Source organism: Chitinophaga filiformis (genome assembly GCF_023100805.1).
Lineage (GTDB): Bacteria > Bacteroidota > Bacteroidia > Chitinophagales > Chitinophagaceae > Chitinophaga > Chitinophaga filiformis_B.
Genome location: NZ_CP095855.1, coordinates 6890003 through 6904847 on the forward strand (window position 1 = coordinate 6890003; position 14845 = coordinate 6904847).

The 14845-nt window shown below is 46.4% G+C and carries 11 protein-coding genes; 10 read left to right on the plus strand and 1 reads right to left on the minus strand.

The features are described from left to right. Positions 1–66: 66 nt before the first annotated feature. From MYF79_RS26800 to MYF79_RS26815, 4 genes are all read left to right on the plus strand, one after another. The gene (locus tag MYF79_RS26800; RefSeq protein WP_199652494.1) at positions 67–525 is read left to right on the plus strand and encodes a hypothetical protein; all 459 of its coding nucleotides are present in this window, start codon (positions 67–69) and stop codon (positions 523–525) included. A 48-nt stretch (positions 526–573) separates the two neighbouring features. Next, on the plus strand, positions 574–1095 hold the full coding sequence (locus tag MYF79_RS26805; RefSeq protein WP_199652495.1) for a hypothetical protein: 522 nt from the start codon (positions 574–576) through the stop codon (positions 1093–1095). 101 nt (positions 1096–1196) lie between these two features. Next, positions 1197–2741, plus strand: a complete 1545-nt coding sequence (locus MYF79_RS26810) for an NAD(P)H-hydrate dehydratase (RefSeq protein WP_247810965.1) — start codon at positions 1197–1199, stop codon at positions 2739–2741. Positions 2742–2830: 89 nt separating this feature from the next. Continuing rightward, positions 2831–5065: a sodium-translocating pyrophosphatase gene (locus MYF79_RS26815; protein WP_247810966.1), complete on the plus strand. Its 2235-nt coding sequence runs from the start codon at positions 2831–2833 to the stop codon at positions 5063–5065. Positions 5066–6592: 1527 nt separating this feature from the next. Here MYF79_RS26815 and MYF79_RS26820 read toward each other — a convergent pair. Then, positions 6593–7594, minus strand: coding sequence for a helix-turn-helix transcriptional regulator (locus MYF79_RS26820; RefSeq protein WP_247810967.1), 1002 nt, complete (start codon positions 7592–7594; stop codon positions 6593–6595). Positions 7595–7699: 105 nt separating this feature from the next. Between MYF79_RS26820 and MYF79_RS26825 the strand changes: the two genes are divergently transcribed. The 6 genes from MYF79_RS26825 (at position 7700) to MYF79_RS26850 (ending at position 14791) form a co-directional block, all read left to right on the plus strand. Then, entirely contained in the window at positions 7700–7918 is a 219-nt protein-coding gene (locus MYF79_RS26825; protein ID WP_247810968.1) for a hypothetical protein, read from the plus strand. Between the two features lie 134 nt (positions 7919–8052). Next, positions 8053–10431 carry a TonB-dependent receptor gene (locus tag MYF79_RS26830; protein WP_247810969.1) on the plus strand — a complete coding sequence of 793 codons (2379 nt, stop codon included), beginning with the start codon at positions 8053–8055 and terminating at the stop codon, positions 10429–10431. Positions 10432–10454: 23 nt separating this feature from the next. Further along, positions 10455–11324 (plus strand): DUF4249 domain-containing protein, encoded by an 870-nt coding sequence (locus tag MYF79_RS26835; protein WP_247810970.1) that lies wholly within the window; start codon positions 10455–10457, stop codon positions 11322–11324. A 75-nt stretch (positions 11325–11399) separates the two neighbouring features. Beyond that, positions 11400–12026 carry a hypothetical protein gene (locus MYF79_RS26840; protein ID WP_247810971.1) on the plus strand — a complete coding sequence of 209 codons (627 nt, stop codon included), beginning with the start codon at positions 11400–11402 and terminating at the stop codon, positions 12024–12026. Between the two features lie 358 nt (positions 12027–12384). Beyond that, entirely contained in the window at positions 12385–12777 is a 393-nt protein-coding gene (locus MYF79_RS26845; RefSeq protein WP_199652503.1) for a BlaI/MecI/CopY family transcriptional regulator, read from the plus strand. Positions 12778–12808: 31 nt separating this feature from the next. Next, positions 12809–14791 carry a M56 family metallopeptidase gene (locus MYF79_RS26850; RefSeq protein WP_247810972.1) on the plus strand — a complete coding sequence of 661 codons (1983 nt, stop codon included), beginning with the start codon at positions 12809–12811 and terminating at the stop codon, positions 14789–14791. Positions 14792–14845 lie beyond the last annotated feature (54 nt).

Genomic DNA, 14845 nt, shown 5'->3' on the forward strand with positions numbered 1-14845 from the left:
TTATTTACAATATAAAAAATAATAATCTGTATCTTGGCATCGTTATTGCCATTGCAATGCAATAACATGAAAAAGCGCCTTTTCATAACCCTGCTGCTTGGAATAGGCATTCATACAGTGAATGCCCAGACAAAAGGTAATCCGCAAGTGGGATTACGCCTTGGTTTGCCCTTTGGTGGCACCGCACGTTATTTCTTTGATGATGCGAATGCCGTTGAAGGTATAGCCGGCGTTTATTCCGGGACCTTTACCGTGACCGGCCTCTATGAGCGCCATTTTGATCTTTCGGCCCTTACAACCGAAGGTTTTGGATGGTTTATCGGAGGCGGAGCACATATGGGAACACGCGAAACGGATGGGAATGTGAAATTCATAGCAGGCGTGGATGGCATCGGGGGAATTGATTATACTTTTCCAACCTTGCCGCTGAACCTAAGTCTTGACTGGAAACCGGCTATTCACTTCAACACATCCTCCGACCTGACGGATTTCGCTGTATCTGTACGGTACACCTTTGGGAGGTAACAGCGGGAAAACGAAAAACCTAAAAACCAATTCTAAACAGTAATAAATATGAAACAACTTGTGTTATTATTTAGCCTGTGTGCAATGATGGCAGTACAGGCAAATGCACAAAGACGTGGTGCAAGCGCATCATCTAACTATCAGACAGCTGTAGGTATACGCGTAAATCCGTGGCTGGTAGGTGGTACTATCAAGCATTTCATTGCAGGCCCTCATGCTATCGAAGGTTTGATCACTACAAATGTGAGCAACAGGAGCAACGTAACCTTCACAGGCCTGTATGAATACCACATCGCCCCATTCCCTAAACCAGAATTCCGCCTGTATTTCGGTGGTGGTGTACACCTCGGTATCTATGACCGCTTTGACTACGACCGCGACCGCTGGTACAGACACGGTAACGGTACTTATGTTACTCCTGGTATGGATGGTATCGTAGGTCTTGAGTACAAGTTCAAAAAAATTCCTTTGGTAGTGAGCGGCGACCTTAAGCCTTTCTTCAACTTCACCGGCGAGACCAACTTCATCGGAGAAGAGATCGGAGGTGCTTCTGTGAGATACACCTTCTAATCGGGGAACAAAATAATATTGAAAAGCGATCATGCCGGCCAACGGTATGGTCGTTTTTTTTTGCTTATATTTATAAGCTATGCCCCCGGCGGATACTAACTATGAAAATATTCACAGCTCAACAAATACGCGATGCGGATGCCTATACGATCAGGCATACCCCTATCAGCAGCCTGGATCTGATGGAGAAGGCCGCTATTGCCTGTACGGCATGGATCTGTCGTCATTATAATGAGGATACGCCCATTTATGTGTTCTGTGGTTTAGGCAACAATGGAGGCGACGGGCTTGCCATTACCCGGCTGTTGCGTAACAGGGGATATAATGCAGTTGCATTCATTCTGCATCACAGTACCAAAGCCTCTGACGATCATACTGCCAATCGTAATGCCTTACAGCAACAATATCCTGCAGCGATCCATGATATTCCTGACAACGGCCTCCTTCCTCAGCCGGACCGCAACGCCCTGATCGTAGATGCAATACTCGGCACAGGCCTGAGCCGCCCGGTAGAGGGCTGGATAGCAAGTGTAATTGAGCAGCTGAACGATCTGAAAGTGCAGCATGACATCGTGGCTATAGACATGCCATCAGGCTTGCAGGCAGATGCATCCTCAGTAAATACAACCGTAATAAAGGCAGATCAGACGCTTAGTTTCGAGTTCTACAAACTGGCATTCCTCCTGCCTGAAAACGCAGCATTTGTTGGAGAAATATGCATTCTTTCGATAGATCTGTCACCGGATTATATTGCGCAAACACCCTCCCGTTTTAATATTACAGATGCCTTCCAGGTACGTAACATATACCGGCCGCGCAAGCCCTTTTCCCATAAGGGCACCTTCGGCCATGCCCTGCTGATAGCAGGCAGCGAAGGCAAGATCGGGGCGGCAGTATTAAGCGCCAAAGCCTGCCTGCGGGCGGGCGTAGGATTGCTGTCCTGCCATATTCCAACGTGCGGCTATGAGATCATGCAGATCGCCGCGCCGGGGGCCATGTGCTTTGTTGATGAACAGCGCGACCACAGCTCCGGCTTTCACAACCATGTGCTGACGCCGGAAGCAGCCGCTAAATTCAGGACCATCGGTATAGGCCCGGGACTGGGTACGGCAGCGGGTACCTGCTGGGCGCTGGAGAAACTGCTGGACCATTACCGTCAGCCTATAGTGATAGATGCAGACGCCCTGAATATACTGGCCTCCTCTCCTGCCCTCCTGAAAAAGGTGCCCGCCGGTTCCCTGCTGACGCCACATCCAAAAGAATTTGAGCGCCTTTTCGGCAAAACGGCCAATGATGTGGAAAGGCTGCAGGTACTGTCGCAAAATGCCGTTGAAAGACAACTGAATATCCTGCTGAAGGGCCGGTATACCGCCATGGCCTTCCCTGATGGCTCCATCTGGTTCAATGCCACAGGCAATCCCGGTATGGCCACCGGCGGCAGCGGAGATGTACTTACCGGAATACTCACTTCCCTGCTGGCCCAGGGGTACAGTCCGCAGGACACCATGCTGCTCGGTGTTTACCTGCATGGCCTGGCCGGCGACCATGCCGCAGCAATACACTCTGAAGAAGCCATGATAGCGGAAGATATTGTTGAGTTCCTCGGGAAGACCTTCCTGGAATTACGCAAATTAAAGTCCTGTTGACCTGTTTTTTTACCCACAACATGTCAGTAAAACCCCTCCTTTTATAAACCATAAAAGGTTATATTTATAGAATTGTTAAAATCACGTATATGAATATCGTTTACCTCGTTCCATGTTTTGGATTACTAGCTTTGTTATTTACCGCTATCCGGAGTGCCTGGGTATCCCGCCAGGAGCCCGGCAATGAAAAGATGAAAGAAATTGCCGCACATATTGCTGAAGGGGCAATGGCATTTCTCAAAGCTGAATATAAGATCCTTGCCTATTTTGTGATCATAGCCGCGCTGTTGCTGGGCTATATGGGCGCCACCAACCACAATTCAGACTGGACCATTGCCCTGGCCTTTATCGTCGGCGCATTATTTTCCGCTACAGCAGGTTTCATAGGCATGAAGATAGCCACCAAAGCTAACGTGCGTACTGCACATGCAGCCCGTACCAGTCTTTCCAGCGCATTGAAGGTATCTTTTACAGGAGGTTCCGTCATGGGAATGGGGGTAGCCGGATTGGCAGTACTGGGTCTCGGCTCACTATTCATCATACTCAAAGCATATTTTGGCGCCAATCCTAATACAGAAGAGATGATCCGCACCATTGAGGTGTTGACAGGTTTCTCCCTGGGTGCAGAAAGCATCGCACTGTTTGCCCGTGTAGGTGGCGGTATCTATACCAAAGCAGCCGACGTAGGCGCTGACCTGGTGGGTAAGGTAGAAGCAGGCATCCCGGAAGACGATCCCCGCAATCCCGCTACCATAGCCGACAACGTTGGAGACAACGTAGGCGACGTAGCCGGTATGGGCGCTGACCTCTTCGGATCTTATGTAGCCACCGTACTGGCCACCATGGTACTGGGCAGTGAGATCATTTCCAATGACAATTTTGGCGGCGTTGGCCCTATCATATTGCCCATGCTCATCGCAGGCCTGGGTATCGTTTTCTCTATCATTGCCACCCTGTTCGTAAGAATATCCGACAGTGCAGGTTTGAGCACTTCTTCCGTACAAAAGGCCCTGAATATGGGCAACTGGGGTTCCATCGTTCTCTCTGCGATCGCGAGTGCAGCCCTGGCATATTATATCCTGCCAGGAGAAGCGATCTACCTGAAACGTGACTTTGTAGCGGGCACCAACGAACTCAAAGCCGGCACTAAAGCGATCACACAGAACGGTGTGGTAGGCGCCATCTTCGTAGGTCTGGCAGTAGGTACATTAATGAGCCTTATTACAGAATATTATACCGCTATGGGCAAACGCCCGGTATTGTCCATCATCCGTCAGTCCTCCACCGGTCATGCCACCAACGTCATTGCTGGTCTGGCGATAGGGATGGAATCTACCCTGCTTCCGATCATCGTACTGGCAGCAGGTATATACGGTTCATTTGCCTGTGCAGGCCTGTATGGTGTGGCTATTGCCGCTGCGGGCATGATGGCGACCACCGCTATGCAGCTGGCCATCGATGCTTTCGGTCCGATAGCCGACAATGCGGGTGGTATTGCAGAAATGAGTGAACTGCCTAAGGAGGTACGTGAAAAAACGGATATCCTCGATGCGGTGGGTAACACGACTGCTGCCACCGGGAAAGGTTTCGCGATTGCCTCTGCAGCATTGACGGCGCTGGCCCTCTTTGCAGCATTCGTAGGCGTGGCAGGTATTGACGGTATCGATATTTACAAAGCCGATGTACTGGCAGGCCTTTTCATAGGCGCCATGATCCCGTTCATCTTCTCTTCCCTTGCTATCAGAGCAGTAGGTGAAGCTGCCATGGCGATGGTGGAAGAGGTACGTCGCCAGTTCAAGGAAATTCCGGGCATCATGGAAGGTACCGGCAAGCCGGAATATGATAAGTGCGTGGCTATCTCTACACAGGCATCCATCAAAAAAATGATGCTGCCGGGAGGTATTGCTATTCTGACGCCGCTGGTAGTGGGTTTCATTTTTGGTCCTGAGGTATTGGGCGGATTCCTGGCAGGGGCCACTGTAAGTGGTGTATTGATGGGGATGTTCCAGAACAATGCCGGTGGTGCGTGGGATAATGCTAAAAAGTCCTTTGAGAAGGGCGTTGAAATAAAAGGACAGGTTTATTATAAGAAATCAGAGCCGCATAAGGCTTCTGTTACCGGGGATACTGTGGGTGATCCGTTTAAAGACACCTCCGGTCCTTCTATGAATATCCTGATCAAGCTGATGTCTATCGTGTCATTGGTAATCGCTCCTACACTCGCGGGGATACATCATACCGGTGCAACGGCTGCGAATAAAAAAGCAGTGGCGACTGAGCAGGTTGCGGAGGCTAAGGTGCAGGCGCCTGTGCCGGGTAAGTGATAGCAATCAGGCTAATTATATCAGAAGGTGCATTCTTTGCGGAATGCACCTTTTTTTTGACATAGTTCTTCTGTGCTTTGCTATCGTTGATTGCAGCCCTGCCGATATTACTGTTGTTATTTTCTGGTCCCTGCTTTGGTAGATTTTGTATGGCTGACAGTGATTATTGCGTTGACCTTCTTGCTCTCGGATCAGGCTGGGATCGCTGTCTGTAGTTCTTTGAAGTTCCTTACTATGAAACTTTGAAGGGCGGATTGGCATTTGGATATTTATTAAACTCCCGGTATGGCGCGTCAGCTTACTTCAAATAACTAAGGCCAGCGATTCCCACCTGACCGCTCGCTGCGTACGGTCTCCAAAATAATAGCAAGACGGCCTTTTTTTATAACTCAAATGATTAGTACCAACATTCTCTTCTGATTATTCATTGCACGCGATTCTCATTATTAGCAGGACAACTATTTTCATGATTCAAGTAGCAAAGATCTGTAATTCCTGCCCGGCCGCTCATTACGTATGGTCTCCAAAATAATAGTAAGGCGGCCTTTCCCGTAGCTCAAATGAATGAACCATGATTCTCTTTTGATTATTTACTGCATGCGATTCTCATAATAGCAAGGTGCCGATTTCGTGATTCAAGTAATGAGATCCTGCGATTCTCATGTAACCATTCATTGCATGCGATTCTCATAATAGCAAGGCGTCGATTTCGTGATTCAAGTAATGAGATCCTGTGATTCCCGCGTGACAGTTCGCTACTTACGACCTCAGAAATATGGCAAGACTGATTTTTTATACCCCAAATGATTAGCAGCGATTCTCATCTGATTATTCATTGCATGCGATTCTCATTAACAACAGGTCGCATATTTCATGATTAAAGTAACAAGACCTGTGACTCCTACCTGAGCGCTCGCAGGGGGTATGGTTGCTAAATAACAGATGGAAACTTTCATACCTCAGACAATGAGCACTAGCTATTTATACATGGTTACTCGTTGATATGACCTCGAATATGATTGTAAAGCTGCAGCCTTTATTTTGAGTCAATTTTTCTCTTGCTTATCCATTAAGATGCTATAGACAGCGATTCTCCGTTGCCAACCGAAATTAAAGCGAAGAGGTTAGCATAATATTCATTGCAGACCCTATACGTTCATAAGAAGTAACGGCCCGAATCGCTATCCTTAAAACTAATAACACTATCTGAAAAACGTATTTTATCCGATTGCAGACTTACAGATTTACAGACCTACACGCTTTATGCGTCTGCTCGACTATTATTTGGGAGACCGTACGCAGCGAGCGGTCAGGTGGGAATCGCTGGCCTTAGTTATTTGAAGTAAGCTGACGCGCCATACCGGGAGTTTAATATTCATCCAAATGCCAATCCGCCCTCCAAAGCTTCATAATAAGGAACTTCAAAGAACTACAGCCAGCGGTCCCAGCCTGATCCGAGAGCAAGAAGGTCAACACAATAATCACTGTCAGCCTGCATAAAAAATAAAAAGTATACACCATCATCCCTTACTTCATCTTACTCGGACTAACGCCGAATTTTTTCTTGAACGCAAGACTGAAGTGCTGTATAGAAGAAAAACCCAGTTGCTCCGCTATCTCAGTGAGAGAATACTCCTGCGCGACAATCATCTTCCTCGCATAATCCATTCTGTGATCATTCAGATAACCAAACACAGTATTATCAAACACCTGCCGAAAACCATTCTTCAATTTAAACTCATTTAACCCCGCCGACCTTGACAACTCAGCCAACGAAGGTGGGTTTTGCATATTTTTTAACAACAGGTCCTTAGCATAGTGAATCTTCTCCCTGTCGGCCGCAGACACCGTGAAGGAATCTGTCCGTACATGCTCTACCCGCTCGTATTGCTCACATTGCAATGCCAAGAGTTCCAAGGCTTTGGATTGCAAAAATAGTTTCTTGACGCCACCTGTAAAATGGCACTGGCGTATTTCTTCCAGCACCATCAGCATACGGGTGGTAATAGGCGGGTTGACCTTCTTATTAAGATAGGCGCCCTTGCCGCCAGCAACTTCATTAGCCAAATTATCCAGCACACGCCCACCGTTGGCAGCAATATCCAGGAATCTGTCGGTGGAAAAAGCGAGCGCCATCAGCTCGAATCCCCGCTGTTTATCGACATCAATGTTTTCTGCAGGACTGGGATTAAAAAAGAGATTGTGCTCAAGGGATTGGTAGCGGCGCTTGCCGAAATTGCCTGTAAGCAGATCCGGTCCGGTCGCAAACTGGCCATTCAGCATGAAGATCAATGATATTGTAGGAACATGCTCGCTTGTATAGATGTGGAGGTTCTCGTGAACGTGAACATCTCCTATCGCAATATGATATCCGTCAAAATAGATCTCCTTAAAACTGGCGTCTGCAAAATGATAGTTGAATTGCTGCTTTTCCTCTATCAGGGAAGGAGAAAGGAATTTCGGCAGCGGAAAATCCATCTGCTCACTGTATATCAATTCACTTGCATCATTTTTAATCTGGATATCCATAAAAATCCTTTAAGTATAAATTTTAATCCCTTTCATGTAACAACTATCCGGATGGAGACCACCAATTTTGCACAAAAATATCCCTTAATATTTAATATTATAGTCATGGAGATCGGAATATTCCGTACAAATATATGTACCCATCAGGACAAGAATGATGTCATACAGGCTATACAACAACACTTTAACACTAGTAATTGTAGTATCGATATTGAAGATTGTGACAAAGTGATGCGTGTTGTTGCCGGTCCGGCTATTGTAGAAGAGAATGATATCATACTTTTTGTCAGCAAGATGGGCTACCAGTGCGAAAAACTCGACTAAGTTATCCAGCCCCGAAAAATTCCCCTATAGCCTTATAGGGGTAACCCCTTCCCTCCACGTCATATATGCGTAAACAAAAAATGTTATAGCAAGGCCAGCTATCTGCTATTAAATTACAAGAACCTTAACCTTATATGAAGACAAGATTACTTATGCTGCTTGGCGCATGCCTGCTGCTCATACAAGTCCGTCATGCCAGTGCACAACAGAAATTTACTGTAAGCGGTTATGTAAAAGACCAGCAAAATGGTGAAAGCCTGATCGGTATATCTGTATCAAAAGCAGGAACCAGCCTGGGCACTGTGACCAATGAATATGGCTTTTATTCTCTTACCCTGCCTGCCGGCGATCACGAAATCCAGTTTTCTTACATTGGTTACGCACCTGTTAAAATGAGCGTATCCCTAAGATCCAACAAGAACCTGGATGTAAAAATGGAGAAATCCAGCAGCCAGTTAAGTACGGTAACAGTAACCGGCAATAAACAGGAAAAAGCGGTAAATACACTTACTACTAGTCTCAACAGGCTGGATATAGCTCAAATGAAGAAAATGCCCACCTTCATGGGAGAAGTGGATGTACTCCGCTCCATCCAGACACTGCCGGGGGTAAATACAGTAGGGGAAGGCGCCAACGGGTTTAACGTCCGTGGTGGTGCGGCAGATGAAAATCTCATCCTGCTGGACGAAGCCCCTGTTTATAACTCCACACACATGATGGGTTTCTTCTCTGTGTTCAATCCTGACGCGGTTAAAAGTATCAATCTCCTTAAAGGCGGTTTTCCGGCTGAATACGGCGGTCGTACCTCTTCTGTACTGGATATACGCATGAAGGATGGAAACAACCAGAATTTCAATGTAAATGGTGGTATAAGCAATGTATTCAGCAGGCTGTCGCTGGAAGGACCGATCAAAAAAGATGAATCATCCTTCATTCTTGCCGCCCGCCGTTCTTATATCGATGTCCTGATGAAGCCTTTTCTGAAGGGAGACATGAAAGATACCAAGCTGAATTTCTATGACCTGACCGGAAAGGTGAACTTTAAGCTGAACAAGAACAATACCCTGTTTGCCAGCGGCTATCTTGGAAGGGATGTATTCGGCTTCGGTACCCAGATCGATATGAACTGGGGAAATAAGACAGCTACTGTACGCTGGAATCACGTATTCACCAATCGTACGTTCCTGAACCTGACCACTTTTTACAGTAACTACGACTACAGTCTTAAATTCAACAACGAAAGTCAGAAAGGTGCAGGAGAAGAAAACCAGTCTTACCACTGGACATCCAACATCATCAATTACGGCGTAAAACCTGCATTTACTTTCTACATCAATACACACAACAGCCTGCACTTCGGTCTGCAGGGCATTTATTACACCTTTAAACCCGGTACTGGTACAGGAGTGGAAGGAGATGAAACAAGCGTAAAGGAACTGACACAACAACATGGTCTTGAGGCAGCAGCCTACCTGGATCATGAATGGAAGCCCAGCGATAAGTTAGGCATACAGTACGGAATCAGGTTCTCCAGCTATCAGTACCTGGGTAAAGGCACCGCTTATTACTACAATGATACAACTCCCGGCATCCGCAGAACGCTGGCTGGTACAAAAGAGTATGGCGCAAATGAGCTGATCAAGGCCTACAGTTACCTGGAACCGAGGATCACTGCCCGCTATGCACTTACTCCGGATCATGCGATCAAGGCTTCTTATGCACGTACTACACAGTATATGCACCAGTTGTCCAATACCGCATCCCCTACCCCGCTGGACATCTGGACACCGAGCACCAATAACATACAGCCACAGGTTGCCGACCAGTATACCATTGGATATGTATATGATGCGCCATCCAGTATCTTCGAAATATCAGCAGAGGCCTTCTATAAAAAGATGGAGCATCAGCTGGATTACATCGACAATGCGAACCTGGAGTTAAACCAGCAGATTGAAGCCGATCTGCTCCAGTCGCACAGCCGCTCTTACGGTCTGGAAGTAATGGCCAGAAAAGATATCGGCAGAACTACCGGTTGGGTAAGTTATACACTGTCCCGCTCTGAAAGACAGACAAATGGTATCAGCCAGAATGAATGGTTCCTGAATCGTTACGATCGTACTCATAACCTGAACCTCGTTATTACACATGAGTTAAACAAGCGTACCTCTCTTTCCGCCAACTGGGTTTACGCTTCCGGTACACCGGGTACATTTGCCGACAGCCGGCTGGAATTCCAGGACTGGGACATTCCTTACAACAGCACCGACAAGCGTAATAACTACAGACTGCCTTCCTTCCACCGCCTGGACATGTCTTTAACGCTGAAAGGAAAACAGCTGCGCCGCTGGAAAGGCGAATGGGTATTCTCCCTGTATAATGTATATGGCCGTAGAAATGCCTACACCATTTACTTCAGGCAGAATGAGGATGATCCTTCCAAAAAAGAAGCAGTTCGTCTTTCTATCATCGGTTCTATCATCCCTGGTATTACCTACAATTTCAAATTCTAACCATCCCTTAAAAAAGAACACAGATGAAAAAGATCAGACTTAGCATATTAATAGCGATGGCAGCAGCTTTCACTGCGTGTGAAGATGCTATAGACATCAACGTCAAGAAGGGTACTTCCTATCCTGTACTGGATGCCTGGATCACAACTGAGCCGGGAGTGCAAAAGATCAGGTTCACCAAATCATTACCATACACCGATCAGGCGCCTGCTCCGGTTATAGATGACGCGCTGATCACCCTGATCGATGAGACTGCAAATAAGTCCTATCCTTTCAAATTCAGCAATGGGGTTTATACCTATGATCCCGGAGACAATGAAACCATCGGCGTGATCGGTCATGCCTACAGGTTGAGGATAGAGTACAATACAGAAGTATTTGAAGCAATAGATACCATCAAGAGAATAACACCGATCGATTCCATCTCTTACAAGTTTAAAAAGAAAGATGAAAGCTTCGTAGAGGAAGATGGATACGTTGCAAAGTTCCATGCCATTGATATCAAAGGTGGAGTGGATTATTACTGGATGCGCTCTTACAGGAACGATCTGCAACATAAGGTAGGCGATGCATTTTCTGTAGATGGCTATTTTGAGCAGAGTGTGCAAGATGGTTCCGCATTTATATTACCTATCCAGGAAGCGGTGACAGACTTTGATAAACCATTCCAGAAAGGAGAAAAAGTGATCGTTAAATTACGCTCACTCACTTACCAGAGTCATTTCTTCCTGACACAGGTAGACAATCAGATCAATTCTGGTGGGCTGTTTGCCAAGGTACTGGAGAATGTAAGATGCAACGCCATCAATGTTACTGCAGGTGGTGGAAAACAAAAGCTGTTAGGCTGGTTCGGTACTTCTGCCGTAAGCAGCAAAGAAAGGGTTATCGAATAATACTTCACTATAACAAGCTGGCTAAAGGAGTACACTTTAGCCAGCTACACTCAAAACAATTTCAAGCAATTTTTTATGAAAAAGATTTTATCAGCGCTGCTGGTGCTCGTTGCACAGCAGGCCTGGGCTCAGCATGCCACTACTGAAACATTATTCTCTTCAAAAAGCGGCAAAAAAACAACTATCGGAGCATATGGTGTCCCTGCAGCTAAATTTACACCCATTGATGGTAAATTTGGATTGTTGACAGGCGGGTACGGCGGTGTGTTGCTGGACAGCAAGATCATGCTCGGCGCCGGCGCTTTCTCCCTGGTGAACAATGTAGATATGCCACCTCTGAATGCCAATGGCCAGAAGGAATACCTGAATCTCTGGTATACAGGTTTTGTAGCAGAATACATTCACAATTCTGACAAACTGATCCACTGGACAGCAGGAGCTTTGATCGGTGGTGGTGCGGCAGGCCGCAGAGACAAGAACTGGTGGAACGATGATGAGTTTGACCATGACCATGTGTATGACAATCATGGGTTCTTTGTAGCAGAGCCATTTGCCAACGTAGAGCTGAATATCACTAAATTCCTGCGTTTGGATATAGGAGCATCATACCGTTATATTGCCGGTTCCAACACAACAGGCATTACTGACGGAAAGTTAGGCGGCCCATCCATTAATGTTGGCCTCAAGGCCGGTAAGTTCTGATGTGACAATCATTACCGACGGTAAGTGAAGACAACCCGTCCGTTAATGTTGACCTCAAGGCCGGTAAGTGCCGATGTCATAATCATTACCGACGGCAAGTAGAAACAACCCGTCCGTTAATGTTGGCCTCAAAACCAGTACGTTCTAAGTAGTCATATTGATACAGGCATCGTTGCCCGTCTTGCTGAACGATTTCATGCAGCGGGTAGCATGCCTGTTTTTTTGTGCCCCCGTTTACCCCAGATAATCAGCGCTCTCCCCCTCTCCTAAAAAAATATCCCTCCACATTTGGCAATTACGAAAACTATCGTACATTTGTTACGAAAATATTCGTAGATCAATAATCATTGGAAATAAAATGGGTACCGCCAAAAATAACAAGCCGACAGAAAGTGAGCTGGAGATCCTGGGCATATTATGGGAAAAAGGTTCCGGTACTGTAAGGGATGTGCATGAAATACTGGAGAAAAGCAAAGATGCCGGTTATACAACCACCCTCAAGCTGATGCAGATCATGCATGAAAAAGGGTTGTTAAAAAGGGACACCAGCAGCAAGACACATGTGTATGAAGCTGCTATTTCCCGGGAAAGTACACAGCAGCAACTACTCAATAAGATGATTGATACGGTGTTTAATGGTTCTGCCTCACAGCTTGTGTTGCAGGCTTTAGGTAACCACCGTTCTTCACAGGAAGAACTGGATAAGATCAAACAATATCTGAATGAGATAGAGCAGCAACAGAAAAAGTAAACCTGCGTCCACGCGCGTTAATCTGTAAATCATGATTGCACAACTTCCTTTCACCGCAGACCTGATCCAGGCTTTCGGCTGGGCTCTTCTACACTCATTCTGGCAGGCGTTTTTCATCTTTGCCTGTTTGAGGATCGTTTTACGGCTCTGGCCTCAGGCAAGTTCCAGTATAAAATATAACCTGTCTTACATCTCACTGACAGGCATTTTTACCTGGTTCTCCGTAACCCTGTGGCTACAGATAGACGCCGTAAGAAGAGTGCACCAGGCGGCTTATTTAATGATAGAAACCGGCATCAGACCTGCGGCATCTGTGGAAGTTCCGGCCATCTATAAAAGCCAGGCAGAGCTTACGGGCCTGTTCCCTGGTCTGGAAATGTGGTTCCCCGCATTAGTAGCCATTTACGTGGCGGGGGTTGCCGTCATGACTATCAAACTGACACTGGACCTTTTACAGTTGCAGCAGATCAGGAAAAAACAGGTACTTCCCATTGATGAGGCATGGGAGAAGCATCTGCAGAAACTTGCCGCGCAGCTTAAAATTCCCCGCCGGGTGAAACTGCTGATATCGCAGTACATCCAGGTGCCGGTGATGATCGGGTTCCTCAAACCAGTCATCTTATTACCCGTAGCCATGTTCAACAGCCTGACGGCAGAACAGCTGGAAGCTATCCTGTTGCACGAACTGGCACACATCAAACGCAATGATTATCTCCTGAATATTTTCCAATCCATTGTAGAAACCATCCTGTTTTTTAATCCTTTTGTATGGTGGATATCAAAGAACATCCGCCTGGAAAGGGAACACTGTTGCGACGATCTTGTACTTACAAATCAGGTACAACCGCTGCATTACGCCAAAGCCCTGGTAGCATTGGAAGAATACCGGTTAACAGTCAATGCACTGGCCATGGCGGCGGCAGACAATAAACAACATTTATTTCACCGCATCAAACGCATCATGGAAATGAAAACTAAAAATATTAACTATACGCAAAAGTTATTAGCTGTAATGATCATCGCAGTAGGACTGGTGTCCATTGCATGGCTCAACCCTTCCAATAAAGAAGAACAACGCGATAAGAAAAAACCTGTTGTAAAAGAGGATATCGCGAGCGCTCCCATCGCCCCTGCCATAGTAACACCAATTGTCAATAATGCACTCAGCCTGGCGCGTTATTTTACCGACACCGTACCAGGAAAAAATGATAAGCTCCTTGATGAAAAAATAGCCGCAGAGAAGGCTGCACGAGACGGGATGGAGGCTGCAGCCGAAGCAATGAAAAACATAGACTGGAACCAGATCAATACGGAGGTTTCCAACGCTATGAAGAACGTTGACTGGAAGAAGATCAACGAAGAAGTTTCCAACGCGATGAAAAACGTTGACTGGAAAAAGATCAACGAAGAGGTTTCTACTGCCATGAAGAATGTAGACTGGAAGAAGATTAACGAAGACGTTAAAACCAGCCTGAAAAATGTGCCTGATACGCTGGTAGATCCCAAGCTCATAGAAGAAAGCGTCCGTGTGGGCATGGAAAGCGCTAAGGCAGCTATGGCCAATATCAATATTGATGAGATTATCAAAAAGAGCATGGCTGAAGCCAAAGTAGCGATGGACAGCAAGGAATATAAAGAGGCCATGGAAGAAGCCAGGAAAGAGATTGACAAGGCAAAGCAGGAAATCAGGGAGGCCCAGAAAAATGCCAGGAAAGAGATCAGTGCTGCCAGAAACGCTACCCGCGATGAAATCAGATTAGATGAAAAACATGTAGCTGTTGACAGAAAGCTATCTGCTAAATACAAAAATATGGTCAAAAGGATGGCTGAAGATAGATTGATAAACGTAGAAGAGGGATTCACCATAGAAAAGAAGAACGGAGTGCTCAGGATTAATGGTGTGCAACAGTCTGACGATGTGATAAAGAAATATTCCGACGTATTGGGTAAGGCCGACGAGGCTACCATCACCGGGAAGGGAGACAACCTAAGTATCAATATCAACGAAAAATAAGCTTAATTTCCCGTCATTCTATGCGCTACTGCCGTTCATACAGCAGTGGCGCTT